General features: G+C 53.0%; 25 protein-coding genes and 2 pseudogenes. 14 read left to right on the top strand and 13 right to left on the bottom strand.

Annotated elements, in window-relative coordinates:
• Positions 1-50 precede the first annotated feature (50 nt).
• Together G4551_RS13340 and pabB are read right to left on the bottom strand one after the other, a co-directional pair.
• Positions 51-629, bottom strand: coding sequence for a CoA pyrophosphatase (locus G4551_RS13340; protein WP_003020991.1), 579 nt, complete (start codon positions 627-629; stop codon positions 51-53).
• A gap of 3 nt (positions 630-632) precedes the next feature.
• The gene (gene pabB, locus G4551_RS13335; RefSeq protein WP_003841618.1) at positions 633-1,994 is read right to left on the bottom strand and encodes an aminodeoxychorismate synthase component 1; all 1,362 of its coding nucleotides are present in this window, start codon (positions 1,992-1,994) and stop codon (positions 633-635) included.
• Between the two features lie 83 nt (positions 1,995-2,077).
• Here pabB and G4551_RS13330 point away from each other — a divergent pair, with 83 nt between their 5' ends.
• Positions 2,078-2,257, top strand: a complete 180-nt coding sequence (locus G4551_RS13330) for a YoaH family protein (protein WP_003020986.1) — start codon at positions 2,078-2,080, stop codon at positions 2,255-2,257.
• Between the two features lie 6 nt (positions 2,258-2,263).
• Here the strand turns inward: G4551_RS13330 and G4551_RS13325 are convergent, their stop codons facing one another.
• Positions 2,264-2,608 (bottom strand): RidA family protein, encoded by a 345-nt coding sequence (locus G4551_RS13325; RefSeq protein WP_003020984.1) that lies wholly within the window; start codon positions 2,606-2,608, stop codon positions 2,264-2,266.
• A 140-nt stretch (positions 2,609-2,748) separates the two neighbouring features.
• Here G4551_RS13325 and G4551_RS13320 point away from each other — a divergent pair, with 140 nt between their 5' ends.
• From G4551_RS13320 to rnd, 5 genes are all read left to right on the top strand, one after another.
• The gene (locus G4551_RS13320) at positions 2,749-4,659 is read left to right on the top strand and encodes an ATP-dependent DNA helicase (protein ID WP_003020980.1); all 1,911 of its coding nucleotides are present in this window, start codon (positions 2,749-2,751) and stop codon (positions 4,657-4,659) included.
• A gap of 58 nt (positions 4,660-4,717) precedes the next feature.
• Entirely contained in the window at positions 4,718-5,413 is a 696-nt protein-coding gene (gene tsaB, locus G4551_RS13315; protein ID WP_003841615.1) for a tRNA (adenosine(37)-N6)-threonylcarbamoyltransferase complex dimerization subunit type 1 TsaB, read from the top strand.
• 94 nt (positions 5,414-5,507) lie between these two features.
• Positions 5,508-6,092 carry a Slp family lipoprotein gene (locus G4551_RS13310; protein WP_003020975.1) on the top strand — a complete coding sequence of 195 codons (585 nt, stop codon included), beginning with the start codon at positions 5,508-5,510 and terminating at the stop codon, positions 6,090-6,092.
• 204 nt (positions 6,093-6,296) lie between these two features.
• The gene (fadD, locus tag G4551_RS13305; RefSeq protein WP_003020970.1) at positions 6,297-7,982 is read left to right on the top strand and encodes a long-chain-fatty-acid--CoA ligase FadD; all 1,686 of its coding nucleotides are present in this window, start codon (positions 6,297-6,299) and stop codon (positions 7,980-7,982) included.
• A gap of 84 nt (positions 7,983-8,066) precedes the next feature.
• The gene (gene rnd, locus G4551_RS13300; RefSeq protein WP_008322612.1) at positions 8,067-9,182 is read left to right on the top strand and encodes a ribonuclease D; all 1,116 of its coding nucleotides are present in this window, start codon (positions 8,067-8,069) and stop codon (positions 9,180-9,182) included.
• Between the two features lie 50 nt (positions 9,183-9,232).
• On the opposite strand, the gene G4551_RS13295 is transcribed toward rnd, so the two are convergent.
• On the bottom strand, positions 9,233-10,318 hold the full coding sequence (locus G4551_RS13295; RefSeq protein WP_003841610.1) for a tartrate dehydrogenase: 1,086 nt from the start codon (positions 10,316-10,318) through the stop codon (positions 9,233-9,235).
• 103 nt (positions 10,319-10,421) lie between these two features.
• Between G4551_RS13295 and G4551_RS13290 the strand changes: the two genes are divergently transcribed.
• Complete coding sequence (locus G4551_RS13290) at positions 10,422-11,339, top strand: LysR family transcriptional regulator (RefSeq protein WP_003841608.1); 918 nt, start codon at positions 10,422-10,424, stop codon at positions 11,337-11,339.
• 86 nt (positions 11,340-11,425) lie between these two features.
• Here the strand turns inward: G4551_RS13290 and minE are convergent, their stop codons facing one another.
• Genes minE through minC form a run of 3 tightly spaced genes read right to left on the bottom strand, consistent with a single transcriptional unit; the run spans position 11,426 to position 13,239 of the window.
• The gene (gene minE, locus G4551_RS13285; RefSeq protein ID WP_001185666.1) at positions 11,426-11,692 is read right to left on the bottom strand and encodes a cell division topological specificity factor MinE; all 267 of its coding nucleotides are present in this window, start codon (positions 11,690-11,692) and stop codon (positions 11,426-11,428) included.
• 3 nt (positions 11,693-11,695) lie between these two features.
• The gene (gene minD / locus G4551_RS13280) at positions 11,696-12,508 is read right to left on the bottom strand and encodes a septum site-determining protein MinD (protein WP_003020956.1); all 813 of its coding nucleotides are present in this window, start codon (positions 12,506-12,508) and stop codon (positions 11,696-11,698) included.
• Positions 12,509-12,531: 23 nt separating this feature from the next.
• Positions 12,532-13,239: a septum site-determining protein MinC gene (gene minC / locus G4551_RS13275; RefSeq protein WP_003841571.1), complete on the bottom strand. Its 708-nt coding sequence runs from the start codon at positions 13,237-13,239 to the stop codon at positions 12,532-12,534.
• Positions 13,240-13,365: 126 nt separating this feature from the next.
• Here minC and G4551_RS13270 point away from each other — a divergent pair, with 126 nt between their 5' ends.
• The 3 genes from G4551_RS13270 (at position 13,366) to G4551_RS13260 (ending at position 14,927) form a co-directional block, all read left to right on the top strand.
• A complete protein-coding gene (locus G4551_RS13270) occupies positions 13,366-13,659 on the top strand; it encodes a YcgL domain-containing protein (RefSeq protein ID WP_003020949.1) in 294 nt (97 codons plus the stop codon).
• Between the two features lie 69 nt (positions 13,660-13,728).
• The gene (locus tag G4551_RS13265) at positions 13,729-14,388 is read left to right on the top strand and encodes a fumarylacetoacetate hydrolase family protein (RefSeq protein ID WP_003020947.1); all 660 of its coding nucleotides are present in this window, start codon (positions 13,729-13,731) and stop codon (positions 14,386-14,388) included.
• 92 nt (positions 14,389-14,480) lie between these two features.
• The gene (locus tag G4551_RS13260; protein WP_003020944.1) at positions 14,481-14,927 is read left to right on the top strand and encodes a YcgN family cysteine cluster protein; all 447 of its coding nucleotides are present in this window, start codon (positions 14,481-14,483) and stop codon (positions 14,925-14,927) included.
• 29 nt (positions 14,928-14,956) lie between these two features.
• Here G4551_RS13260 and G4551_RS13255 read toward each other — a convergent pair whose 3' ends face one another.
• From G4551_RS13255 to nhaB, 3 genes are all read right to left on the bottom strand, one after another.
• Positions 14,957-15,298, bottom strand: a complete 342-nt coding sequence (locus tag G4551_RS13255) for a DUF1971 domain-containing protein (protein WP_003020940.1) — start codon at positions 15,296-15,298, stop codon at positions 14,957-14,959.
• A gap of 110 nt (positions 15,299-15,408) precedes the next feature.
• A complete protein-coding gene (gene dsbB, locus G4551_RS13250) occupies positions 15,409-15,939 on the bottom strand; it encodes a disulfide bond formation protein DsbB (RefSeq protein ID WP_003020937.1) in 531 nt (176 codons plus the stop codon).
• A gap of 141 nt (positions 15,940-16,080) precedes the next feature.
• Positions 16,081-17,625 carry a Na(+)/H(+) antiporter NhaB gene (gene nhaB, locus G4551_RS13245; RefSeq protein WP_003020934.1) on the bottom strand — a complete coding sequence of 515 codons (1,545 nt, stop codon included), beginning with the start codon at positions 17,623-17,625 and terminating at the stop codon, positions 16,081-16,083.
• Positions 17,626-17,861: 236 nt separating this feature from the next.
• On the opposite strand from nhaB, the gene fadR reads away from it, so the two are divergent.
• Complete coding sequence (fadR, locus tag G4551_RS13240) at positions 17,862-18,581, top strand: fatty acid metabolism transcriptional regulator FadR (RefSeq protein WP_003020931.1); 720 nt, start codon at positions 17,862-17,864, stop codon at positions 18,579-18,581.
• A 102-nt stretch (positions 18,582-18,683) separates the two neighbouring features.
• On the opposite strand, the gene G4551_RS13235 is transcribed toward fadR, so the two are convergent.
• Complete coding sequence (locus tag G4551_RS13235) at positions 18,684-20,216, bottom strand: SpoVR family protein (RefSeq protein WP_003841567.1); 1,533 nt, start codon at positions 20,214-20,216, stop codon at positions 18,684-18,686.
• Between the two features lie 322 nt (positions 20,217-20,538).
• Here G4551_RS13235 and G4551_RS13230 point away from each other — a divergent pair, with 322 nt between their 5' ends.
• The 3 genes and pseudogenes from G4551_RS13230 to G4551_RS24115 all read left to right on the top strand — a co-directional run.
• Positions 20,539-21,837, top strand: a complete 1,299-nt coding sequence (locus tag G4551_RS13230) for a D-amino acid dehydrogenase (RefSeq protein ID WP_003841565.1) — start codon at positions 20,539-20,541, stop codon at positions 21,835-21,837.
• Positions 21,838-21,849: 12 nt separating this feature from the next.
• The gene (dadX, locus tag G4551_RS13225) at positions 21,850-22,920 is read left to right on the top strand and encodes a catabolic alanine racemase DadX (RefSeq protein ID WP_003841564.1); all 1,071 of its coding nucleotides are present in this window, start codon (positions 21,850-21,852) and stop codon (positions 22,918-22,920) included.
• A 57-nt stretch (positions 22,921-22,977) separates the two neighbouring features.
• Positions 22,978-23,037, top strand: a pseudogene (locus G4551_RS24115) (hypothetical protein); the annotation flags it as partial.
• Here G4551_RS24115 and G4551_RS13220 read toward each other — a convergent pair.
• Positions 23,038-24,438: pseudogene (locus G4551_RS13220) on the bottom strand (potassium/proton antiporter); the annotation flags it as partial.
• A gap of 202 nt (positions 24,439-24,640) precedes the next feature.
• Positions 24,641-25,555, bottom strand: a complete 915-nt coding sequence (ldcA, locus tag G4551_RS13215; RefSeq protein WP_003841560.1) for a muramoyltetrapeptide carboxypeptidase — start codon at positions 25,553-25,555, stop codon at positions 24,641-24,643.
• Positions 25,556-25,568 lie beyond the last annotated feature (13 nt).

The raw sequence follows: 25,568 nt of genomic DNA, 5'->3' as shown, positions 1-25,568 counted from the left end.
TTGTGACCTGAGTTTCAAGTTGTCTATTGTGTGCGTAAAGATAAGTATAGTCAGGGCTTGACGCCAATTTGCAGCGCCAGCTCACGAATTATTCCGGCAGTCATTCCCCAGACGAAATATTGCTCATACCAGGAAAGCCATACGCGATGTGAATCGCCACGACGGTAAATATCCAACGGGTGGTAACGACCTAAATGCAGGGCCTGGGCCAGCGGCATTTCGAACACTGCGGAAACTTCATCTTCACTGGCGCGATACGGCAGATTAGGCGGGATAATGCCTACCACAGGGGTGACCTGGAAACCGGTCACGCTGTCGACAGGCGGCAGAACGCCAATCACTTCTACGCATGAAGGTGGGATCGCCACCTCCTCCTGCGCTTCGCGAAGGGCGGCGGCAATTAACGAGGCATCACTGCTATCCACCGCCCCACCGGGGAATGCGACCTGTCCGGCGTGCTTGCGCAGGTGAACGGAACGCTGGGTTAACAGCAACCCCGGCTGTGGGCGACGCACGACGGGGATCAGTACGGCGGCCTGGCGCTGGTTTAACGCGGCATGATTGACCTGCGGGCGCAGGAGTTGAAAGCGCGATAAAAAATCATCAAGCGTCAGGCTGCTGTATTCCACGTGTCAATTCTCCAGTTGGTGCAAAATGCGATTCACTTTATCAAATGTTTCCTGATATTCAGCGTCTTCCTGACTGTCTGCAACAATACCACCGCCTGCGGAGCAATAAATTTGTCCGTTTGTGGCTGTCAGCGTGCGAATGGTAATGCTGGTATCCATATTGCCGCAAAAGCTCAGATAACCAATGCTGCCGCACCAGGCGTTGCGTCTTTGCGGCTCCAGTTCGTCGATAATTTCCATCGCCCGCACTTTCGGCGCGCCGGTAATAGAGCCGCCGGGGAAGGCGGCGCGTAGCAGATCGGTGGCGTATAATGACTCTGGCAGACGTGCGGTAATGGTGCTGACCAAATGATGAACGGCAGGGAACGGTTCGACGATAAACAGCTCCGGAACCTGTACCGAACCCGGTACGGCAACGCGGCCAATATCATTACGCATCAAATCGACGATCATCAGGTTTTCCGCACGATCCTTCGGCGAATTCGCCAGTCGCCGGGCCTGCTCACGATCGGCATCGGTATCTCCAAGCCTCGGTAGCGTGCCTTTAATCGGACGCGTCTGTATGTGCTGGTTTTCCAGCAGAATAAATCGTTCCGGCGAAAGGCTGAGGATTGCACCTTCCTCAAGACGAATAAATGCACTAAACGGGGCGCGGTTGGCGTGATTGAGAGTGACAAATGCCTGCCACTCATCGCCCTGGTAATGCGCCTGAAAACGCTGGGCAAGATTGACCTGGTAACAGTCTCCGCTGTGCAGATAATCCTGCACCTGGCGGAATTTTTCGCCGTACTGAGCACGGCTCATATTAGACTGCCACGCCGAAGTTAATGTAAACGGCTCACGCGTTGGCGGTTGTTGCGCGTCGAGCCATTTCAGGCGAGCCTCGACATCGGTATGGCTGAGCAGCGATACGGTCTGCAACTGGTGATCGACAATCAGTGCCCAGTCGTAAATGCCAACGGCCATATCCGGCAGCGTAATATCGCGCTCTGCAATAGTGGGCAGAGATTCGAAGCGTCGGCCAAGATCGTAGCCAAACAGACCTAACGCACCGCCCTGAAACGGCAGGTCGGGGTGATATTCGGGGTGAATCTTGTGTGCGGTTAGTGCGGAATGTAATACCGTCATGGGATCATCAAGCGAGCACGTGGTTGCGTGCCCGTCCTGCACTACGGTCTCTGTAGCTCGCGTAACAAGCGTGGTGACGGGATCCGCCACCAGAATATCAAAGCGGTTATGCGGATGGTCGGCTTGACCCGAATGCAGCAGCATCGCCCAGGGCAGATGGCTTAATGTCGAAAAATAGCGTTCAGCGGCGTCCTGACGCCAGGGTAATGTGATTACTGCGGGAGATAACGTCTTCATCAGTCCTGACTCGTTGCTACTCTACTGGCTAACTGCCCGGTAGCATGAAATAATTAGCGCAGACAATTTAGCAGGAGTTAACAATGTTTGCAGGTTTACCTTCACTCAGTCATGAGCAGCAGCAAAAAGCGGTAGAGCGTATTCAGGAGCTGATGTCGCAGGGGATGAGCAGCGGACAAGCCATTGCTCTTGTTGCTGAAGAGTTACGCGCCAGTCATACCGGCGAGCGGATCGTGGCGCGTTTTGAAGATGAGGACGAATAACGCCGCTTAAACTGCAGCGATAATCTTAATCTCAACTTTGTATTTCGGGTTCATCAACCCGGCCTGAACGGTACAACGTACCGGCGCGTGACCCGCAACAACCCACGCGTCCCAGGCTTTGTTCATGGCGGCAAAATCGTTTTTGTCTGCCAAAAACAGGGTGGCATCAAGAATACGTGACTTGTTGCTGCCTTGTTTTTCCAGCACCGCATCAATTTGCGCCAGCGTATTTGCCGTTTGCTCAAAAGCGTCTGCATCCAGATTTTCCGGCACGCCGGTGTAATACAGCGTGTTGTTGTGGATAACCACGTCGGACCAACGCGCTTCGGCATCAATGCGCACAATCGTCATAAATCATTCCTCATTTACGTGTTTTCAAATGGCTTTGGGTTGCGCCAAGACTGCCATAATGTTGTGCCCACGTCACCTCTTCAACTGGCGAAAGAGCTGCTGGCCTGACATAATCCCTGTTCAAATGAACAGGGGGCAGTGTGACGGACGATTTTGCAGCAGACGGTCAGTTGGCTAAAGCGATACCGGGTTTTAAACCGCGAGAACCACAGCGGCAGATGGCCATCGCCGTCAGTCATGCCATCGAAAAATCACAACCGTTGGTGGTAGAAGCCGGAACCGGGACGGGTAAAACCTATGCTTATCTTGCCCCAGCGCTGCGTGCCGGAAAGAAGGTCATTGTCTCCACGGGCTCGAAGGCGTTGCAGGATCAGCTATACAGCCGCGATCTCCCGACCGTCGCTAAGGCACTAAAGTTCACCGGTAAACTGGCGCTGCTGAAAGGGCGTTCAAACTATCTGTGCCTTGAACGTCTTGAACAGCAGGCACTCGCGGGTGGTGACTTGCCGGTACAAACGTTAAGCGACGTCATCCTGCTGCGCTCCTGGTCAAATCAAACCCTTGATGGGGACATCAGCACCTGCGTCAGCGTGGCGGAAGACTCTCAGGCCTGGCCGTTGGTCACCAGCACTAATGACAACTGTCTGGGCAGCGACTGCCCGCTGTATAAAGAGTGTTTTGTCGTGAAAGCGCGTAAAAAAGCGATGGATGCCGATGTCGTCGTGGTTAACCATCATCTGTTTCTCGCTGATATGGTGGTAAAAGAGAGCGGGTTTGGCGAACTGATCCCGGAAGCTGATGTAATGATCTTCGATGAAGCGCATCAGCTACCGGATATCGCCAGCCAGTACTTTGGTCAATCGCTCTCCAGTCGCCAACTGTTAGACCTGGCGAAAGACATCACCATTGCCTATCGCACCGAGCTGAAAGACACTCAGCAGTTGCAAAAGTGCGCCGATCGCCTTGCACAAAGCGCTCAGGACTTCCGCTTGCAACTTGGTGAGCCGGGCTATCGCGGAAACCTGCGGGAACTGCTGGCCGACCAGCGCGTACAGCGCGCGTTTTTGCTGCTCGATGACACGCTGGAGCTATGTTATGACGTGGCGAAGCTGTCTCTTGGGCGTTCGGCATTGCTGGATGCCGCGTTTGAACGCGCCACACTTTACCGTGCGCGCCTGAAGCGTCTGAAAGAGATCAACCAGCCAGGCTTCAGCTACTGGTATGAATGCACCTCCCGCCATTTTACTCTCGCGCTGACGCCGCTCACTGTGGCGGATAAATTCAAAGAAGTGATGGAACAAAAGCCGGGCTGCTGGATTTTTACTTCCGCGACGCTGTCGGTAAACGATGACCTTCATCATTTCACCGCGAGGTTGGGGATTGAAGATGCCGAGTCGATGTTATTGCCGAGTCCATTTGATTACACGCGCCAGGCGCTGCTGTGCGTGCCGCGTAATCTCCCGCAAACCAACCAGCCGGGGGCTGCGCGCCAGTTAGCATCCATGCTGCGACCTATTATTGAAGCGAACAACGGTCGCTGCTTTATGCTGTGCACTTCGCACGCGATGATGCGCGATCTGGCGGAACAATTCCGCGCCACCATGACGCTTCCCGTTCTGCTGCAGGGCGAAACCAGTAAAGGGCAACTGTTACAGCAGTTTGTCAGCGCAGGTAATGCGCTACTGGTTGCCACCAGCAGCTTCTGGGAAGGCGTGGACGTGCGCGGTGATACGCTGTCGCTGGTGATAATCGACAAACTGCCGTTTACCTCGCCGGACGACCCGCTGTTAAAAGCCCGAATGGAGGATTGTCGACTGCGCGGCGGCGATCCGTTTGAAGACGTCCAGTTGCCGGATGCGGTCATCACCCTGAAGCAGGGGGTAGGGCGTTTGATACGTGATGCCGACGATCGCGGCGTGCTGGTGATTTGCGACAATCGTCTGGTTATGCGGCCATACGGCGCCACCTTCCTGGCGAGTCTTCCTCCTGCGCCGCGGACGCGTGACATAGCTCGCGCGGTTCGCTTTCTTGCCATACCAACGACTGAGTAATTTGTTACGGAGTGTGGTAAGATGCGCGCCAAATTTATTGATCTGATCACAAACACCCATGCGAATTCTGGCTATCGATACCGCCACAGAGGCGTGCTCTGTTGCCCTGTGGAATGACGGTACTATCAAGGCTCACTTTGAGCTTTGCCCACGAGAACACACCCAACGAATTTTACCGATGGTTCAGGAAATCCTGGCCGCTGGCGATCTCACGTTAACCGATATCGACGCCCTGGCGTTTGGTCGGGGTCCCGGCAGTTTCACCGGCGTGCGTATCGGTATTGGCATTGCTCAGGGGCTGGCGTTAGGCGCAAACTTACCGATGATCGGCGTCTCCACCCTGGCGACCATGGCGCAGGGCGCCTGGCGTAAGTCGGGCGCGACTCGTGTACTGGCGGCGATTGACGCGCGAATGGGCGAAGTCTACTGGGCCGAATACCAGCGTGATGACAACGGCAACTGGCACGGTGAAGAAACCGAAGCGGTGTTAACCCCCGAGCAGGTACATGAGCGTTTACTGCAGCTTTCTGGCGAGTGGGTAACTGTTGGGACGGGGTGGCCAGCCTGGCCTGAGCTTGGTAAAGACAGCGGTCTGACGCTCAGCGATGGTGACGTGCTGCTTCCTGCGGCTGAAGATATGCTGCCTGTCGCCATGCAAATGCTGGCTGTGGGGAAGACCGTAGCGGTCGAACACGCGGAACCGGTTTATTTACGTAACACCGTGGCGTGGAAGAAACTTCCCGGTAAAGAATGAATCTTAGTAGTACATCCCCGGTTAATTTTCATAGACGTCGGTGCACAGCGTTGTGAACAGGCCGGGGCAGAAGCTAAGAAAAGGGAGTCGCAATATGGCGGTGCAAAAGCAGTTATTGAAAGGTGTATTGGCGGGGGCCTTAGCGTTAATGCTTAGCGGCTGCGTCACCATCCCGGATGCGATTAAAGGTTCGAGCCCGATGCCGCAGCAGGATCTGGTGCGGGTGATGAATGCGCCGCAGCTGTATGTCGGCCAGGAAGCGCGTTTTGGTGGCAAAGTGGTGGATATTCAGAACCAGCAGGGAAAATCCCGTCTGGAAATTGCCACCGTTCCGCTCGATAGTGGCGCGCGTCCAGTGCTGGGTGAAGCCTCTCGCGGACGGATATATGCTGATGTAAATGGCTTCCTCGACCCGGTGGACTTTCGCGGGCAACTGGTCACCGTCGTCGGTCCGATTAGCGGTACGGTGGACGGAAAAATAGGTAATACGCCGTATAAATTCATGCTGATGCAGGTAACCGGCTATAAACGCTGGCATATTACTCAGCAGATTGTCATGCCGCCTCAGCCTATCGACCCCTGGTTCTACGGTGCGCGTGGCTGGCCTTACGGTGGCTATGGCGGATGGGGCTGGTACAATCCCGGTCCGGCACAGGTTCAGACCATAGTAACAGAGTAACTCTTTGTTTTATTGGTAAAAGAAACAGCGGCCCGTCCGCTGTTTCTGCATTAACGTGGATATAAGAAAAATAAATAGTGACGTGCTTCGCAACCTTGTCGTTGTGTAATAAACAAACTGGTACGCTGAGTTAATATTATGTTAACAGTTTGTTTATTGTCTGGGGTTGTGATGACGACGAATACGCATTTTAGAGGTGATGTATTGAAAAAGGTTTGGCTTAACCGTTATCCCGCTGGTGTTCCTGCGGAGATCAATCCTGACCGTTATCAATCCCTGGTGGAACTCTTTGAACACTCAGTAAGACGGTATGCCGATCAGCCCGCGTTCGTAAACATGGGGGAGGTGATGACCTTCCGCAAGCTTGAAGAGCGTAGTCGTGCGTTTGCCGCTTATTTGCAACAGGGGCTCGGGCTGAAAAAGGGCGATCGCGTCGCGCTGATGATGCCGAATCTGCTGCAATATCCGGTCGCACTGTTTGGGATTTTACGTGCCGGCATGATCGTCGTGAACGTAAACCCGCTGTACACGCCTCGCGAGCTGGAACATCAGCTCAACGATAGCGGCGCGTCGGCGATTGTCATCGTATCTAACTTTGCCCACACGCTGGAAAAAGTAGTCGACAAAACGTCTGTGCAACACGTGATCCTGACGCGTATGGGCGATCAGCTGTCCACCGCCAAAGGGACGCTGGTTAACTTCGTCGTCAAGTATATCAAGCGTCTGGTGCCGAAATATCACCTGCCGGATGCCATCTCGTTTCGCAGTGCGCTGCAAAACGGTTATCGCATGCAGTATGTGAAGCCCGAAGTCGTGTCGGAAGATTTGGCGTTCCTGCAATATACTGGCGGGACAACCGGCGTGGCGAAAGGCGCGATGCTTACACACCGCAACATGCTGGCTAACCTGGAGCAGGTTAATGCCACCTATGGCCCGTTGCTGCATCCGGGTAAAGAGCTGGTGGTAACGGCCCTACCGCTGTATCACATTTTTGCGCTAACGATGAACTGCCTGCTGTTTATTGAGCTAGGTGGTCAAAACCTGCTGATTACTAACCCGCGTGATATTCCGGGGCTGGTAAAAGAGCTGGCGAAGTATCCATTTACCGCGATGACCGGCGTCAATACGCTGTTTAACGCGCTGCTGAATAACAAAGAGTTCCAGCAACTGGATTTCTCTTCACTCCACCTCTCGGCAGGCGGCGGAATGCCGGTTCAACAGGCGGTAGCTGAACGTTGGGTGAAGCTGACAGGTCAGTATCTGCTGGAAGGCTACGGCCTGACGGAGTGCGCGCCGTTGGTAAGCGTCAACCCTCACGATATCGACTACCACAGCGGCAGTATCGGGTTACCGGTGCCTTCCACCGAGGTCAAGCTGGTGGACGACGACGACAACGAAGTGCCGCCGGGAGAACCGGGGGAGCTCTGCGTGAAAGGCCCGCAGGTGATGCTGGGTTACTGGCAGCGACCAGACGCCACTGACGAAATCGTCAAAGACGGCTGGCTGCACACCGGCGATATTGCAGTGATGGATGATGAAGGCTTCCTGCGTATTGTCGATCGTAAGAAGGACATGATCCTCGTGTCCGGCTTTAACGTCTATCCGAACGAAATTGAAGACGTGGTCATGCAACATCCTGGCGTGCAGGAAGTGGCTGCGGTTGGTGTTCCGTCCGGCAGCAGCGGTGAAGCGGTAAAAATTTTCGTGGTGAAGAAAGACGCCTCGTTAACCGATGAAGCGCTGGTCACTTTCTGTCGTCGTCACCTGACGGGCTATAAAGTACCGAAGCTGGTGGAGTTTCGCGATGAGTTGCCGAAATCTAACGTCGGTAAAATTTTGCGACGAGAATTACGTGACGAAGCGCGCGCCAAAGTGGACAATAAAGGCTGAGCGTTAAGTCAGCCAGCAGAAAACGCCGGGTAATCCGGCGTTTTTTTTGGCGCAAACCTAAGAGAGCACGATTTGAATTATCAAATGATCACCACGGACGACGCGTTGGCCACGCTGTGCGAAGCCGTCCGTGAATTTCCGGCGATAGCCCTGGATACAGAATTTGTTCGCACGCGTACCTATTATCCGCAGTTGGGGCTGATCCAGCTGTTTGATGGCAAACACGTTGCTCTGATTGATCCGCAGGGGATCACCGACTGGTCGCCGCTGCGCGATATTCTGCGTGATACTGCCATCACCAAATTCCTACATGCAGGTAGCGAAGATCTGGAAGTGTTTCTCAACACTTTTGGCGAACTGCCGCAGCCGTTGATTGATACACAAATTCTGGCTGCTTTTTGCGGTCGTCCGCTGTCGTGGGGCTTTGCCGCGATGGTGGAAGAGTTTACGGGCGTGGCGCTCGACAAAAGCGAGTCGCGTACCGACTGGCTGGCCAGACCGCTGACCGAGCGTCAGTGTGAGTACGCGGCGGCTGATGTCTGGTATCTATTACCGATCACCACAAAACTGATGGTCGAAACTGAAGCCAGCGGCTGGCTGCCAGCCGCACTGGACGAATGTCGCTTAATGCAGCAGCGTCGCCAGGAGGTTCTGGCACCTGAAGACGCATGGCGCGACATCACCAACGCCTGGCAACTGCGTACCCGTCAGTTGGCCTGCCTGCAACTGCTTGCCGACTGGCGACTGCGTAAAGCTCGTGAGCGCGATCTGGCGGTGAACTTTGTGGTGCGTGAAGAACACCTGTGGTCGGTCGCTCGTTATATGCCAGGGAGTCTGGGTGAGCTGGATAGTCTGGGACTTTCCGGCAGTGAAATTCGCTTCCACGGCAAGACGCTGATCTCCCTGGTAGAGAAGGCACAGGCCTTACCGGAAGAGTCGCTGCCGCAGCCGCTGCTGAATTTGATGGATATGCCAGGCTATCGCAAGGCGTTCAAAGCCATTAAGACGCTGGTTACTGAAGTGAGTGCGGAACATAATCTTAGCGTCGAGCTACTTGCTTCGCGTCGTCAGATTAACCAGTTGCTCAACTGGCACTGGAAATTAAAGCCGCAGCAGTCCCTGCCGGAACTGATTTCCGGTTGGCGTGGCGAGTTGATGGCAGAACGACTCAACGCGCTGCTGCAGGAATACCCACAGTAGAAAACCTAAAAAAACGGGAGCTGGCGCTCCCGTTTTTAATCGGATTTGAGTTAGCGACACAGTGCCTGACGAATGGCTTCACCTACCTGTTGGGTGGTGGCGCTGCCTTTCATATCTGGCGTTTTCGGGCCGCTGGCAATGACCTGCTCAATTGCCGCCAGAATACCGTCGTGGGCGGCTTTATAGTTGGCATCACCGTTGCCAAGGAAGTCGAGCATCATGGCTCCAGCCCAGATAGTCGCTATAGGGTTGGCGATATTCTGACCGTAGATATCCGGGGCCGAACCGTGTACCGGCTCGAACAGGGACGGGAAGGTGCGTTCCGGATTTAAGTTGGCAGAAGGCGCAATGCCAATCGTTCCGGTACAGGCTGGACCGAGATCGGAGAGGATGTCACCAAACAGGTTGGAAGCAACCACGACGTCAAATCGCTCAGGCTGCATGACAAAGCGGGCGCACAGGATATCAATATGCTGTTTATCCCAGCGGATCTCAGGATAGTGTGACGCCATCGCTTCGACGCGTTCATCCCAGTAGGGCATGCTGATGGCCAGCCCATTGGATTTGGTCGCCGAAGTCAACGTTTTGCGTGGTCGACTTTGTGCCAGTTCAAAGGCATAACGCAAAATTCGGTCGACGCCACGGCGGGTGAAGACCGACTCCTGGATCACCATCTCGTGTTCAGTACCTTCGCTCACGCGTCCGCCGAGGGCAGAGTATTCTCCCTCGGTGTTTTCGCGTACGACGTAGAAATCAATGTCGCCAGGCTGCTTGCCAACCAGTGGGCAAGGAACTCCCGGAAACAGGCGCACCGGGCGCAGGTTGACGTACTGTTCGAATTCGCGGCGAAACTTAAGCAGCGAACCCCATAATGAGATGTGGTCAGGCACGGTGTCCGGCCAGCCAACCGCGCCAAAATAGATAGCATCGAAGGATTGCAACTGCTCATGCCAGTCATCGGGCATCATTTTGCCGTGATGGGCGTAGTATTCGCAGCTGGCCCATTCCATTTGCTCAAAGCTGAGCGACAACCCCCAACGCTCGGCGGCTGCCTGCAAAACATGAATGCCCTCAGGCAGGACTTCTTTACCAATGCCATCTCCGGGGATAGCGGCGATACGCCAGGTTTTCTTCATTGCAGCTCTCACTTGTGCGCCATCAAAATTGACTTTCCCCTTATCCTATAATTGACTGATTAATAGTTAATCCCCCTAACTGGTGAAACATAAAACACAGATCATGAATAATCTGCCGCTGCTAAATGATTTACGCGTCTTTATGCTGGTTGCCCGTCGTGCAGGATTTGCCGCTGTTGCCGAGGAACTGGGCGTATCACCGGCTTTTATCAGTAAGCGCGTTGCCCTGCTGGAGCAAACGCTGAATGTAGTGCTGCTGCATCGAACAACGCGGCGCGTAACCATCACGGAAGAGGGGGAGCGGATCTACGAATGGGCGCAGCGGATCCTACAAGATGTCGATCAAATGATGGACGAGCTTTCTGATGCCAGGCAGGTCCCGCGGGGGATGCTACGTATTATTAGTAGCTTTGGCTTTGGCCGCAGGGTGGTGGCTCCGGCGCTGTCGGCGCTGGCAAAAGAGTACCCGCAGTTAGAACTGAGGTTCGATGTTGAAGATCGTCTGGTGGATATGGTGAATGAGGGCATCGATCTTGATATTCGTATCGGGGATGATATCGCGCCGAACCTGATTGCCCGCAAGCTGGCGACTAACTACCGTATTTTGTGCGCCTCGCCGGAATTTTTGACGCAGCATGGGACGCCGAAGCAACTCAACGATCTTGCCACTCTTCCTTGTCTGGTCATCAAAGAGCGCGACCATCCGTTTGGTATCTGGCAAATGCGCAATAAAGAGGGCGCGCATTCGATTAAAGTTACGGGACCTCTGTCGTCTAATCATGGCGAAGTGGTACATCAGTGGTGCCTTGATGGGCAGGGAATAGCCCTGCGGTCATGGTGGGACGTTTGCGACAACATTGCCAGCGGAAACCTGATACACATATTGCCCGAGTATTATCAACCAGCAAATATTTGGGCGGTGTATGTTTCCCGGCTGGCGACGTCTGCAAAAATCCGTATTACGGTCGAGTATTTGCGCCGCTATTTTACCGAAAACTATCCAAAGTTTACTTTGGAATAAAAGTGCAACAGGTTGGTAAGAAACAGAAAATAAAAAAGGCAGAATAATCTGCCTTTTTTGTAACGATGACTCTCTGAGTAAAGCCGTTATTTAGATTCTTCGGCTTCAGGCAATGTCACGTTAAGTTCGAGGATAGAAATATCACCGTCTTTTTGCTCAAGCTGTACGGTCACCATTTCAGGATCAATTTGTACATACTTGCAGATAACCTCGAGAATATCTTTCCTCAACTGCGGTAAATAATGTGGCTCGGCGTCACTACGACGGCGTTCCGCAACAATAATCTGCAGTCGCTCTTTAGCGATGTTCGCTGTGCTCTTTTTCCGCGAGAGAAAAAAATCCAGTAATGCCATAACTTATCCTCCGAACAGGCGTTTGAGGAAACCTTTCTTCTCTTCTTCAATGAAGCGGAAAGGACGTTCTTCTCCCAACAGACGGTCTACGGTATCAGCATAGGCTTTACCGGCATCAGCATTGATGTCGAGAATAACCGGCTCACCCTGGTTAGACGCGCGCAGGACTGACTGATCTTCAGGAATCACGCCAACCAGCTTGATTCGCAGAATTTCCAGTACGTCTTCCATGCTCAGCATGTCACCTTTATTTACGCGGCCAGGGTTGTAGCGCGTCAGCAACAAATGCTCTTTAATCGGATCTTCACCGTTTTCCGCACGACGAGATTTCGACGCCAGAATCCCCAGAATACGGTCAGAGTCACGTACAGAGGAGACTTCCGGGTTAGTGGTGATAATCGCTTCATCGGCAAAATACAGGGCCATCAGCGCACCGGTTTCAATACCCGCCGGGGAATCGCAGACGATGAAGTCGAATTCCATCGTTTTCAGGTCGTCCAGAACTTTCGCGACGCCTTCACGCGTTAGCGCGTCTTTATCGCGAGTCTGTGAGGCCGGAAGAATAAAGAGATTTTCGGTACGCTTATCTTTGATTAACGCCTGATTTAACGACGCATCGCCCTGAATAACGTTGACGAAGTCATAAACGACGCGGCGTTCACAACCCATAATCAGATCGAGGTTACGCAGGCCGATATCAAAATCAATAACGACAGTTTTCTTTCCCTTCTGGGCCAAACCTGTAGCGATGGCCGCGCTGGAGGTGGTTTTGCCAACGCCCCCTTTACCCGAAGTAACAACAATAATGCGTGCCATAGAAATTCCTTGTTAAAAAGGGATCAATTCAACGGTTGAACTGTCAAAGCGTTCTCTGCTAATTGCAGACGTGCCGCTTTGCCATAAAATTCTGCTGGGATTTTATCACTCAGCCAATAAACACCTGCGATAGACACCAGTTCTGCCGTCAGATGGGTACAAAAAATTTGCGCTTCCCGATCACCGCTAGCGCCTGCCAACGCACGGCCTCTCATCATTCCATAAACATGAATATTGCCATCAGCGATAAGCTCTGCGCCTGCACTGACGTGGCTTGTAACAATCAGATCACATTGTGGTGCATAAATGCGCTGACCGGAACGAACCGGCACATTTATTAATCGTGTTTTTGTGATGGGAGTAACGTTTTGCGGCGGAGCGACGTGAGCCGGGGCCTCAACGGGCGCAGGACGAATAGCTTTTTCTTTACCTTCAGTCAGTAAAGGAAGACCCATTTCGTCGATTTCAGCCTTGAGTCTGGCGTCTTTGCATCCGCTAACGCCGATAATGCGCAATCCAGTAGACGCGACAACTTTCTGCAACGCTGACCAGTTTACTGGGGTTTCAAGACCACTCACGTTAACCACGACGGGAGCATGTTTTAAAAAAGCAGGTGCCTGCGCGATTTTGTCTTCCAACGCCTGACGAATAACCTCGGGTTCTGCTTCATGTAAGTGAACCACTGATAAGGTGAAGCTACTGCCTTTAAGCTCGATTGGCGTGTTTGACATCCTGGCCTTACTCAATTTGCTATTTATCATCCCCAGCGCGGGGTGATATTCCGAAGACTATAAGGCATGTTATAGTCAGTATTATATTGAGGCAAGCCACCATTCCGTGAATTCAGAGTAAAAGATATGTTTTGTGTGATCTACCGAAGCAGTAAACGTGACCAGACCTATTTATATGTCGAAAAAAAAGACGATTTCTCGCGAGTTCCTGAAGAACTGATGAAAGGATTTGGTCAGCCGACGCTGGCAATGATGTTGCCGCTTGATGGCCGTAAAAAGCTCGTTAATGCCGATCTGGAAAAAGTAAAACAGGCACTCACCGAGCAGGGCTATTATTTACAAATACCACCACCGCCAGAAGATTTACTTAAACAGCATCTGGCTGCGGCGAAACAAAATACACCAGACGCGAAACGTTAAACTGCATCCGGCAGCAGCACGCCCCATCGATGCAGTACCTGAAATCGATAACTACGTTAGGGGAAAATAATGTATCAACATCATAACTGGCATGGTGCTCTGCTGGATTATCCGGTGAGTAAGGTGGTTTGCGTAGGGAGTAACTATGCCAACCACATTAAAGAGATGGGCGGAACCCCTCCGGAAGAGCCGGTGTTGTTTATCAAACCGGAAACTGCGCTGTGCGATTTGCGCCAGCCGCTGGTGATCCCATCTGATATGGGTTCAGTTCACCATGAAGTTGAGCTGGCGGTACTGATTGGCGCGACCCTACGTCAGGCGACGGAAGAACATGTGCGCAAAGCCATCGCGGGCTATGGCGTCGCGTTGGATCTGACCCTGCGTGATATTCAGGGCAAAATGAAGAAAGCGGGGCAGCCGTGGGAAAAAGCGAAGGGTTTTGATAACTCTTGTCCGCTGTCGGGGTTTATTCCGGTGGCCGAGTTTAACGGCGATCCGCAGGATACGATGCTGGGGTTAACGGTCAACGGTGAAACACGCCAGCACGGCTCCACGGCGGATATGATCCATCAAATCGTTCCTTTGATTGCCTATATGAGTCGTTTCTTTACCCTCAAAGCGGGCGATGTTGTGTTGACGGGGACGCCAGCAGGTGTTGGGCCGTTAAACAGCGGTGATGAGCTGGCCATCAGTTTTCATGGTCAAACGCTGACGACACGCGTGCTGTAATCTCTTCTTGCCGCCTTTTCGGGCGGCAAAACTTGCATCAGCGTGCCAGACTGGTTATAAGGTGCAGCTTTATTGCAATAGCGGATACCCTGATGAGCGACATACCTTTCTGGCAAAGTAAAACCCTGGATGAAATGACCGATGCCGAGTGGGAGTCATTATGTGACGGGTGTGGTCAATGCTGCCTGCATAAGCTGATGGATGAAGACACCGACGAAATTTATTTTACCAACGTCGCGTGTAAGCAGCTCAATATCAAAACCTGTCAATGCCGTAATTACGAACGCCGATTCGAGTACGAGCCTGACTGTATCAAACTGACGCGCGATAATCTGCCTACCTTTGAATGGCTGCCGATGACCTGTGCGTATCGTCTGTTAGCGGAAGGTAAAGGGCTGCCGGAGTGGCATCCACTGCTGACGGGGTCCAAAGCGGCAATGCACGGCGAGCGTATTTCAGTACGTCATATTGCGGTGAAAGAATCGGAAGTGCGTGACTGGCAGGACCATATTTTGAACAAACCTTCATGGGCGGACTAAGCCGCCCATCGATTAGCAGGCGTAAGGGCTTAAGACTTTTTCGCCTGATACATCTCATCTCCATGGTTGTCATCTTCAACCCAGAAATTGATGTTGAATTGGGCGTCGTCGCTTAATTCAACGCGATGCCAGTACTGCGGCGGGCTGGTCGCGAACTGACCGGCATTAATCACCACTTTTACTTCAGGCTCTTTTGCGTCTTCATTGGCAAAACCGTAATACGTTACCGTACCTTCCATCACACAAAGCTGGCCAAAAACGCCTGCTGCAGTGTTATGGTGAGAAAGAAGTGCTGCGGGGACATTGTCTTTGGTAAAGAAGGGAGTAGAGCGTTTAACTTTCCAGTTTGCCGGGATGCGTAAATGGGACATAAGACATCTCCTTGGTGTGGCATCTATAAGATGTATTTAATATACATCTTATAGATGCCAGCAGGCAATGAATTTAAGCCAAAAAAAACGCTCCCGAAGGAGCGTCTCTGTTAGCGACCGAAGAGGTCACGTTTTTTCGGTTTGAACGGCTGTGCTATCACCACCAGCACGGCGACTACCATGTAGGCGGCGAAGATCCCCAACAGCCACTGCGGCATTTCCAGGGTTAAAAAAGACCACTGACGCTCAGCACAGTCACCGGACGCTAAAAACACCTGCGGCAGCCATTTGTCCAATGGCAGCCAGCTTGGGAAGCGAGCGGCAAAATCACAGGTCATAAACGGGGATGGGTGCAGCTGAATCATGGTGTGCTCATATGCTAACTGAAGTCCGCGCCAGGCACTGTAAATCCAGATTATCATCGCCACATAACGCAGCGGTGTTTTTGGTGCAATAGCACCCACCAGCCCTGCACCCATCACGCCAAATAATGCGCTACGTTCGTAAATACACAACACGCAAGGTTTTAGCAGCATGACGTGCTGGAACCACAGCGCAACGAGCTCCAGCGCAAAGGCGGTTAACGCCAACAATAACCATGCCCCACGACCTCGGGAGCACTGGTTTAAAAATCGCAACATAATCATTTCCCTGCAACATGCGTAGAGACCGCAGTTTAAACCAATTCACTTTATGCGCCACTAGCGGGAATTGAAAATTTGCGTAATCGGATAATTATCATGCAAAAAGTCAAACCGGGCAGTGATTTGCCCGGTTAATTGTTATGAAAGTGTAGCTAACCAGCCCGTTTGGGTCATCCACTCGGTCACCGGGACAAGCGTGAACTCGACGCAAAGCAGACCGACGAGCGTCAGGACGAGAGTATAAGGCAGAGCCATCCACACCATGCGACCATACGAGAGGCGAATTAACGGCGCCAGTGCAGAGGTCAGCAGGAACAGGAATGCAGCCTGGCCGTTTGGCGTGGCCACCGAAGGCAGGTTGGTCCCGGTATTGATCGCCACCGCTAACAGCTCATACTGATTGAGGCTGATGGTCCCCTGTTCCAGCGCGGCTTTGGCCTCGTTAATGTAAATGGTGCCGACAAATACGTTATCAGAAATAGAAGACAGTAGGCCATTGAAGAGATAGAACAGCGTCAGTTGGGCATGTTCTGAGGATTGCAATACGAACTGAATGATCGGCGAAAAGAGCTGTTGATCGATAATCACCGCAACAACAGAGAAGAACACGGTCAGCAGGGCGGTGAAGGGCAGCGACTCGGTAAAGGCTTTACCTATCGCATGTTCGTCGGTGACTCCTGTCAAGGAGGTTGCCAGAATGATGACCGACAAACCGATCAATCCTACTTCTGCCAGATGCAGGGCCAACGCAACTACCAGCCAGACGCCAATAATCGCCTGGACAATCAGTTTGATTTTGTCCTGGCGGGTACGTTGCTGGCGGCTCTGATCGTCAAACTGTTGCAGGACATCACGGACGGTCTCCGGCAGCGTTTCGCCATAGCCAAACCAGCGCAATTTCTCGACCAGTACACAGGTTAACAGGCCGCAAATCAGTACCGGGACGGTAACCGGCGACATGCGCAGGAAGAAGTCGCCAAAATGCCAGCCAGCCGCTTTGGCGATAATCAGGTTTTGTGGCTCGCCCACCATGGTCATCACGCCGCCTAACGCCGTACCGACACCCGCGTGCATCATCAGGCTACGCAGAAAACCACGGAACTGCTCAAGAACGACCTTATTGTGCTGATCGATATGGCTGTCATCGAGCATGTTGTTGTCTTCCGCGCGGGAAGAGGCAACGCGATGGTAGATGCCATAAAAACCGACCGCAACGCTGATTACCACGGCCACGACGGTCAGCGCATCAAGGAACGCCGAGAGGAAAGCGGCCGCAACACAAAATGCCAGCGACAGCAGCGTTTTGGAGCGAATAGTGAGTAGCAGACGCGTGAAAATAAACAGTAGCAGCTGCTTCATAAAGTAGATGCCTGCCACCATAAACATCAGCAGCAATAACACCTCAAGGTTTGCGGCAACCTCTTCACGAACATGCGTTGCGCTGGTCATACCAATAATGACAGCTTCGATAGCCAACAGCCCGCCAGGCAGCAGTGGGTAGCATTTTAACGCCATCGCCAGCGTGAAAATGAACTCGGCCACCAGCAACCAGCCGGCGATAAAGGGGTTGATGAAAAAAATAATCGGGTTAACGACTAAGAAGACAAGCAGTGCAAGTTTGTACCAGTCTGGTGATTGACCTAAAAAATTGCGCCACATCGCGCGGCCCCATGATAGCTCCATGGTGATTTCCCTACCTTTAAAAATGAAATCATATTTTTATGTTTGACCGCAAAGCTTAGCGGGAGGAGGGAGTACAGGCAAGCTATTCACAAGACTGGCAAGGTTGGCTGTACTGTAGCGTTATTTGGAAAATGAAGCCTTGATCCACTTTTTCTTCATTGCGTCAGCTATCAGCTAAGATACCCATCTGGTATGATGTGTGTAACTATGTTTTGCTGTGTAATGGAATTTTTACTATGGTCATTAAGGCGCAAAGCCCGGCTGGGTTCGCGGAAGAGTACATCATTGAAAGTATCTGGAATAACCGCTTCCCACCTGGCACTATTTTGCCCGCTGAACGTGAACTCTCCGAACTTATTGGGGTGACACGTACCACGCTACGCGAAGTATTGCAGCGTCTGGCGCGAGATGGCTGGTTGACCATTCAACACGGCAAACCGACGAAGGTGAATAACTTCTGGGAAACCTCCGGGCTGAATATTCTTGAAACGCTGGCGCGCCTCGATCACGAGAGTGTCCCGCAGCTGATTGATAATCTGCTGTCTGTGCGTACCAATATTTCGACGATCTTTGTTCGTACTGCGTTTCGCCAGCATCCTGATAAAGCACAGGAGGTTCTGGCGACGGCAAATCAGGTGGCTGACCACGCTGACGCATTTGCCGATCTGGACTATAACATTTTCCGCGGTCTGGCATTTGCCTCCGGCAATCCGATTTACGGTTTGATCCTCAACGGTATGAAAGGATTATATACCCGCATTGGCCGCCATTATTTTGCCAACCCGGAAGCGCGCGCGCTGGCGCTGAGCTTCTACCACAAGCTGTCAGAACTCTGCGAGCAGGGTGCTCATGAGCAGGTGTATGAAACGGTGCGTCGCTACGGTCACGACAGTGGCGAGATTTGGCATCGTATGCAGAAGAACCTGCCGGGCGATTTGGCGATTCAGGGCCGTTAATCGCTCAAAGCCGGATGGCAACGCCAAAGCGTCTTATCCGGCCTGGAATGCATGCACTTCGTAGGCCGGATAAGGTGTTTACACCGCCTCCGGCAATAAGATTTACAGACCGTTCATCCTTGGCGGACAACGCTCCAACAGCTCCACGCTGCCATCTTCATTCTGCTGCTCCAGCATCACATCAAAACCCCAAAGCCGGTGTACATGCTTGAGCACTTCTTTGCGTCCTTTATCCAACGGTGCGCGGTTATGCGGAATATAGCGCAAGGTGAGCGAACGGTCGCCACGCAGATCGACATTCCAGATTTGAATATTCGGCTCCAGGTTGCTCAGGTTGTATTGCGACGACAACCTGTTGCGGATCTCACGATATCCTTCCTCGTTATGAATCGCAGAAATCTCCAGATAGTTGTGACGATCGTCATCCAGCACGGTGAACAGGCGGAAATCGCGCATTACCTTCGGTGACAGGAACTGGCTGATAAAACTTTCATCTTTGAAATCGCGCATCGCGAAATGCAGGGTTTCCAGCCAGTCGGAACCCGCTATATCCGGGAACCAATATTTGTCCTCCTCGGTCGGCGACTGACAAATACGTTTGATATCCTGGAACATGGCAAACCCCAGGGCATAAGGGTTTATCCCGCTATACCACGGGCTGTTGTAGGGTGGCTGAAATACCACATTGGTATGGCTATGCAGAAACTCCAGCATAAACCGTTCGGTGACTTTACCTTCATCATAAAGGTGGTTCAGGATGGTGTAATGCCAGAAAGTGGCCCAGCCCTCGTTCATCACCTGCGTCTGTTTCTGCGGATAAAAATACTGGCTGACCTTGCGTACAATGCGCAGCACTTCGCGTTGCCAGGACTCCAGTAGCGGGGCGTTCTTCTCCATGAAATACAGCAGGTTTTCTTGTGGCTCAGAGGGATAACGCCGGGTTTCCGCCACGCTTTTCTCTTCCTCTTTCTTCGGCAGCGTGCGCCACAACATATTGACCTGACTTTGCAGATACTCTTCACGACTTTTCTGCCGGGCTTTCTCTTCCTGTAGGGAGATTTTTTGCGGGCGTTTGTAACGGTCAACGCCGTAGTTCATCAGCGCATGGCAGGAGTCGAGGAGCTTTTCGACTTCATCCACCCCGTAGCGTTCTTCACACTGGGTTATATAGTTTCGTGCGAAGATTAGGTAATCGACGATGGAACTGGCATCCGTCCAGCTACGAAACAGGTAGTTGTTTTTGAAGAAGGAGTTGTGTCCGTAGCAGGCATGCGCCATCACCAGCGCCTGCATGGTGATGGTGTTCTCCTCCATCAGATACGCGATACACGGATTGGAGTTGATAACAATCTCATAGGCCAGTCCCTGCTGACCATGCTTATACAAGCGCTCGGTTTCAATAAACTTTTTACCAAACGACCAGTGAGGATAGTTGATCGGCATCCCGACGCTGGAGTAAGCGTCCATCATCTGTTCGGAGGTGATCACCTCGATTTGGTGCGGGTAGGTATCCAGTCTGTAGAGTTTCGCCACGCGGTCTATCTCTGCCAGATAGACATCCAGCAGATCAAACGTCCAGTCGGGTCCATCGCTTAACCGTGTGCTGTCCTTGTTCATGGAATCAATCGTAGCCATTCGCGCACCCTCATTGTTGGCGGCACTCTCTGTCTGGAGTACCTCATTTCAAGCATAGATCATGGTGTTAAAAAACGTGCTGCGGCAGAAATTTTTTCTTTGCGATTTCTCGTTAGCGAGGCGTTGAAAAACGGCATTGCCGCAAAATTTTATGCTGGATAAAAATAACGCACAGCAGGAGATGCCAAAGCAGAGAGTTCCCCGCCATCACCGCTATATGTGAGATAAGTCACCATAAAAAAGCCATATGTTGAATAATATTTTCAACTGAGTTATCAAGATGTAATTAGATGATTGTTCTTTTACTGTTAACGGAGTGGCTATGCGAGTTGTCATACTGGGAAGTGGTGTCGTTGGCGTGACCAGCGCCTGGTACTTAAGTCAGGCTGGACACGATGTCACCGTCATTGATCGTGAGCCCGGTCCGGCACTGGAAACCAGTGCGGCGAACGCGGGGCAAATATCTCCAGGTTATGCGGCACCATGGGCGGCACCAGGCGTACCGCTTAAAGCAATCAAATGGATGTTTCAGCGCCACGCTCCGCTGGCCGTTCGTCTTGACGGAACCCAGTTCCAGTTGAAATGGATGTGGCAGATGCTGCGCAACTGCGACACTAGCCACTACATGGAAAATAAAGGACGCATGGTGCGACTGGCGGAATACAGCCGTGATTGTCTGAAAGCGCTGCGCGCCTCTACCGGTATTGAGTATGAAGGACGTCAGGGCGGAACCCTGCAACTGTTCCGTACCGCTCAACAGTATGAGAACGCCACTCGCGACATCGCCGTGCTCGAAGACGCTGGCGTGCCATATCAGCTCCTGGAAGCAAATCGTCTGGCGGAAGTCGAACCGGCACTGGCAGAAGTAGCGCACAAACTGACCGGCGGTCTGCGTTTACCGAATGATGAAACCGGCGACTGCCAGTTGTTTACCCAGCGTCTGGCGCAGATGGCGGAGCAGGCGGGCGTTAAGTTTCGCTTTAACACCCCGGTCGATAAGCTGCTGAGCGATGGTGAGCAGATTTATGGCGTCCAGTGCGGCGAAGAGATTATCAAAGCCGATGCCTATGTGATGGCGTTTGGTTCGTATTCCACGGCGATGCTGAAAGGGATCGTTGATATCCCGGTCTATCCGCTCAAAGGCTATTCGTTGACTATTCCGGTAGCGCAAGACGACGGTGCGCCGGTTTCTACTATCCTTGATGAAACCTACAAAATCGCTATTACCCGCTTTGACAATCGTATTCGGGTTGGCGGCATGGCGGAGATTGTCGGTTTTAATACAGAGCTGCTACAACCTCGTCGTGAAACGCTGGAAATGGTCGTACGCGATCTCTTCCCGCGCGGTGGTCATGTGGAGCAGGCAACCTTCTGGACCGGACTGCGTCCGATGACGCCGGACGGTACGCCGGTGGTGGGGCGCACCCGCTTTAAGAATCTGCTGCTCAATACCGGCCACGGCACGCTGGGCTGGACCATGGCCTGCGGTTCCGGTCAGTTGCTGAGCGATATCCTTTCTGGCCGTACGCCAGCCATACCTTATGACGATCTGAGCGTGGCGCGTTACAGTCCGGGGTTTACCCCCTCTCGTCCACGACATTTACATGGCGCACATAACTGATAAGGACGTGAGATGACCCGCCCGATACTGGCCAGCATTGACCTGCAGGCGTTGAAACAAAATCTGACCATTACCCGCCAGGCAGCGCCGGACGCTCGCGTCTGGTCGGTGGTGAAAGCCAATGCATATGGACACGGCATTGAACGCGTCTGGAATGCGCTGGGCACAACCGATGGTTTTGCCATGCTCAATCTTGAAGAGGCGATAACCCTGCGCGAGCGCGGATGGAAAGGCCCGATACTCATGCTGGAGGGTTTTTTCCACGCTGAAGACCTGACGGTATATGACAATTATCGACTGACCACCTGTGTACACAGTAACTGGCAGCTAAAAGCATTGCAGAATGCCCGCCTCAAAGCACCGCTCGATGTTTACCTGAAGGTGAACAGCGGTATGAACCGGCTTGGGTTTTTACCGGAAAGAGTTCCAACGGTCTGGCAACAGCTGCGGGCGATGCCCAACGTCGGCGAAATGACGCTGATGTCGCATTTTGCAGATGCAGAGCACCCGGAAGGTATCCAGGAAGCAATGGCGCGTATTGCGCAGGCAACAGAAGGACTGGAGTGCAGACGGTCACTGTCGAATTCGGCCGCCACGCTGTGGCACCCTGAAGCGCATTATGACTGGGTCCGTCCGGGCATTATTTTGTATGGTGCGTCGCCTTCGGGACAATGGCGGGACATCGCCAACACCGGCCTGAAGCCAGTGATGACTCTGAGCAGCGAGATAATCGGCATACAAACGCTGAAAGCTGGCGATCGGGTGGGTTACGGTGGCCGTTACACCGCCAGCGGCGAGCAGCGCATTGGAATAGTGGCGACCGGCTATGCAGACGGTTATCCGCGCCATGCGCCAAGCGGAACGCCTGTGCTGGTGGACGGTGTACGTACCTGGACGGTGGGGACAGTCTCAATGGATATGCTGGCGGTAGATCTGACACCGTGCCCGCAGGCAGGGATCGGGACACCGGTAGAGCTGTGGGGCAAAGAGATTAAAATTGATGATGTAGCTACCTCAGCAGGAACGGTGGGCTACGAGTTGATGTGTTCTTTGGCGCTGCGCGTACCGGTTGTGACGGTGTAACTTTTGTTTGCCGGGTAAGGCGCTGCCGCCACCCGGCAAACAACATCCTCTTTACTCATCCTCGTCTTCAGCAACGCGAACACCGACCTTCAGCACTGCATTATCTTCCTTCTCGGCCACCGTCCAGATCATGCCAGCGAATTCCACCTGGTCACCGACGACCGGCGCGGCACCAAGCAGATGCTGGACAATTTCACCCAGCGTTTGCTGCTTATCACGATACTCTGTGCCATCATCCAGGCCATAAATCAGCGCCACATCGGCATATTTCGCGCTGGCTTCCAGAATAAAATCACCGAAGAAGCGCTGGTCTAACGACACCGGTGGCGACTGGCTGAATAGCTTGCCGAGAGCTGGGAGATCGCGCTCGCGACCAATAACACACAATACGTCGCCTTCGCGCAGACGCGTGCTGCCGGAGGGGTGAAACAGCACGTTGTCACGAAACAGGGCGGCTATTCGCGTTTCTTCCGGCATATGCAGGTCGCGCAGCGCGGCACCCACACACCACTTATCTGCGCTGAGCTGATAAACAAACTGCTCCCACGGGTTATCTGGGTGAATATCGAGACCAATGCGCGAAACGGGCCAGCCGACGGGAGGGACCACCACCTTGGCTTTTTTCGCGGCCCATGAAAGTGACGTTCCCTGAAACAGCAACGAGATCAGTACCACGAAGAAGGCGACGTTAAAGAACAGGCGCGCGTTCTCCAGGCCCGCCATCATTGGGAAGACGGCGAGGATGATCGGCACCGCGCCGCGCAAACCCACCCAACTGATGAAAATACGCTCGCGCAGATTAAAGCCACGAAACGGCAGCAGTCCGGCGAAGACCGAAAGCGGGCGGGCAATGAATATCATCCACGCAGACAAAATCAGCGCAGGGATTGCGATAGGCAGCAGGTCGGACGGCGTAACCAGCAGTCCAAGCACCAGGAACATGGCGATTTGCGCCAGCCAGGCCAGACCGTCGAAGTTTTGCAGGATACCAAATCGGTTGCGGATGGGGCGATTCCCCAGCAGGAAACCACACAGATAAACCGCCAGAATACCGCTGCCTTCCAGCGCAGTGGTCAGGGCAAAAATCAGGATCCCACCGCTTAACGCCAAGAGTGGATACAGTCCGGCAGGCAGAGAAATGCGGTTAATCATCTGCTGGAGCATATATCCACCGCCAAGACCGATAGCGATTCCTAAGCCAAACTGCTGGATAATGTGCACCGCGAACATCCAGCTTAAGCCGGTCTCGTGATTTTGGATCATGGCGATGAGTGTGATGGTCAAAAACACGGCCATCATGCCAGTGAGTCCGGAAGTAATCAGCACACCGACCGTCGCCAACGATAGCGCCGGGCCTAACGCAACGCGAAAAGAGCTGGCCTGAGTGCGCATGCCACCGTCGAGTAGGATAACCGCCAGTGCCAGGTTGCTCACCATGTAGGCGAAAGGATAGTTATCGAAAGGTATGCCGCCAATACCATCCACACCCGCTAACATACCGATAGCGAGAAATATCACCAGAATTGGGATACCGAGACGTGATGAGAATGAACTGAGTAAGATACTGCAGGTGACGAGAACGGAACCCAAAATAAAAAGGCTAATAATTGCTGCGGCATCCAACGTTCGGTTACTCCTGAATTACGCTGTTTCGTATTAATAAACCCTACCATAATAACGACAGAAACAGCGTTTTACTTAGCCCCATTAGCCGCTTTTTTTACGATTTTAGTACCGGATGCCCACTTAAGGTGAGCTGAGTGCTGTTTTTATCGTTTTTCAGCACCGCTTTGGCTCCCAGCGGCAGGGTGACGGTGCGTTGTTCATGGCCAAAATCGAGGCCGCCGATCAACGGAACGGACAGCCTGGTGCGCAGAAAATCACAAACTGAATCAAGATTGTAACCAGCGTCGTAATCATTCGGCGCGCTGCCGCTAAAACTGCCGAGGATAATGGCGTTTTGCTGGGCCAGTATTCCCGCGTGGTACAGTTGCAGCAGCATGCGCTCGACACGGAATGGATGCTCGTTAATGTCTTCCAGCACCAAAATGCCGTTTTTGATGGCCGGCATCCACGGTGTACCCATCAGCGAAATGATCATCGCCAGATTTCCGCCCCACAGTGTACCTTCAGTCGCGCACTGCGGACCGTCACCCTGCCATTCGAGGGTGAATTGGGCATTACGCAATGCTTGCCAGAAATGGTGCTCGGTGAATGCGTTTATCTCCTCGGCACCGAAGTTGGCCGCCAGCATCGGGCCGCTGAAGCTAATCACATTCCCTTGAGCCAGTAGACCACACTGGATCGCCGTAAAATCGCTGTGCCCGCACAGCAGCAGCGGATCTTGTTGCTGGCGGGCTGCCAGCCCTTGCCAGTCAATATCTTCCAGTAAACGGCTCGCGCCATAGCCGCCACGTACCGCCATCACAATGGTATCGGGGGTTTTCAGATTAACGAGCGAGTTCACATCAGCAAGCCTTTCTGCCTCAGTACCCGCAAAACGCTGGCAGCGGCGCGCAATGACCGCTGAATTATCGACCTGATGACCGGCCTCAGTAAGACGTGCAAGCCCACGTAACGCAGCCTGCTGATTGATACAGTAGCCCGACGGGGCAATTAAGTGAAACCGGGACATGGCATTTCCTTGC

Origin of the sequence: Citrobacter freundii ATCC 8090 = MTCC 1658 = NBRC 12681 (assembly GCF_011064845.1) — a bacterium.
GTDB classification, from domain to species: Bacteria; Pseudomonadota; Gammaproteobacteria; order Enterobacterales; family Enterobacteriaceae; genus Citrobacter; species Citrobacter freundii.
Note: the sequence above shows the minus strand (reverse complement) of the source record. Positions and strands in the feature narration are given on the sequence as shown.

Coding starts and splice junctions, on each gene's coding strand:
- pabB (WP_003841618.1), bottom strand. CDS start 1,994: ATGAAGACGTTATCTCCCGCAGTAATCACATTACCCTGGCGTCAGGAC.
- G4551_RS13330 (WP_003020986.1), top strand. CDS start 2,078: ATGTTTGCAGGTTTACCTTCACTCAGTCATGAGCAGCAGCAAAAAGCG.
- G4551_RS13325 (WP_003020984.1), bottom strand. CDS start 2,608: ATGACGATTGTGCGCATTGATGCCGAAGCGCGTTGGTCCGACGTGGTT.
- tsaB (WP_003841615.1), top strand. CDS start 4,718: ATGCGAATTCTGGCTATCGATACCGCCACAGAGGCGTGCTCTGTTGCC.
- G4551_RS13310 (WP_003020975.1), top strand. CDS start 5,508: ATGGCGGTGCAAAAGCAGTTATTGAAAGGTGTATTGGCGGGGGCCTTA.
- rnd (WP_008322612.1), top strand. CDS start 8,067: ATGATCACCACGGACGACGCGTTGGCCACGCTGTGCGAAGCCGTCCGT.
- G4551_RS13295 (WP_003841610.1), bottom strand. CDS start 10,318: ATGAAGAAAACCTGGCGTATCGCCGCTATCCCCGGAGATGGCATTGGT.
- G4551_RS13290 (WP_003841608.1), top strand. CDS start 10,422: ATGAATAATCTGCCGCTGCTAAATGATTTACGCGTCTTTATGCTGGTT.
- minE (WP_001185666.1), bottom strand. CDS start 11,692: ATGGCATTACTGGATTTTTTTCTCTCGCGGAAAAAGAGCACAGCGAAC.
- minD (WP_003020956.1), bottom strand. CDS start 12,508: ATGGCACGCATTATTGTTGTTACTTCGGGTAAAGGGGGCGTTGGCAAA.
- minC (WP_003841571.1), bottom strand. CDS start 13,239: ATGTCAAACACGCCAATCGAGCTTAAAGGCAGTAGCTTCACCTTATCA.
- G4551_RS13270 (WP_003020949.1), top strand. CDS start 13,366: ATGTTTTGTGTGATCTACCGAAGCAGTAAACGTGACCAGACCTATTTA.
- G4551_RS13265 (WP_003020947.1), top strand. CDS start 13,729: ATGTATCAACATCATAACTGGCATGGTGCTCTGCTGGATTATCCGGTG.
- G4551_RS13260 (WP_003020944.1), top strand. CDS start 14,481: ATGAGCGACATACCTTTCTGGCAAAGTAAAACCCTGGATGAAATGACC.
- G4551_RS13255 (WP_003020940.1), bottom strand. CDS start 15,298: ATGTCCCATTTACGCATCCCGGCAAACTGGAAAGTTAAACGCTCTACT.
- dsbB (WP_003020937.1), bottom strand. CDS start 15,939: ATGTTGCGATTTTTAAACCAGTGCTCCCGAGGTCGTGGGGCATGGTTA.
- nhaB (WP_003020934.1), bottom strand. CDS start 17,625: ATGGAGCTATCATGGGGCCGCGCGATGTGGCGCAATTTTTTAGGTCAA.
- fadR (WP_003020931.1), top strand. CDS start 17,862: ATGGTCATTAAGGCGCAAAGCCCGGCTGGGTTCGCGGAAGAGTACATC.
- G4551_RS13235 (WP_003841567.1), bottom strand. CDS start 20,216: ATGGCTACGATTGATTCCATGAACAAGGACAGCACACGGTTAAGCGAT.
- G4551_RS13230 (WP_003841565.1), top strand. CDS start 20,539: ATGCGAGTTGTCATACTGGGAAGTGGTGTCGTTGGCGTGACCAGCGCC.
- dadX (WP_003841564.1), top strand. CDS start 21,850: ATGACCCGCCCGATACTGGCCAGCATTGACCTGCAGGCGTTGAAACAA.
- ldcA (WP_003841560.1), bottom strand. CDS start 25,555: ATGTCCCGGTTTCACTTAATTGCCCCGTCGGGCTACTGTATCAATCAG.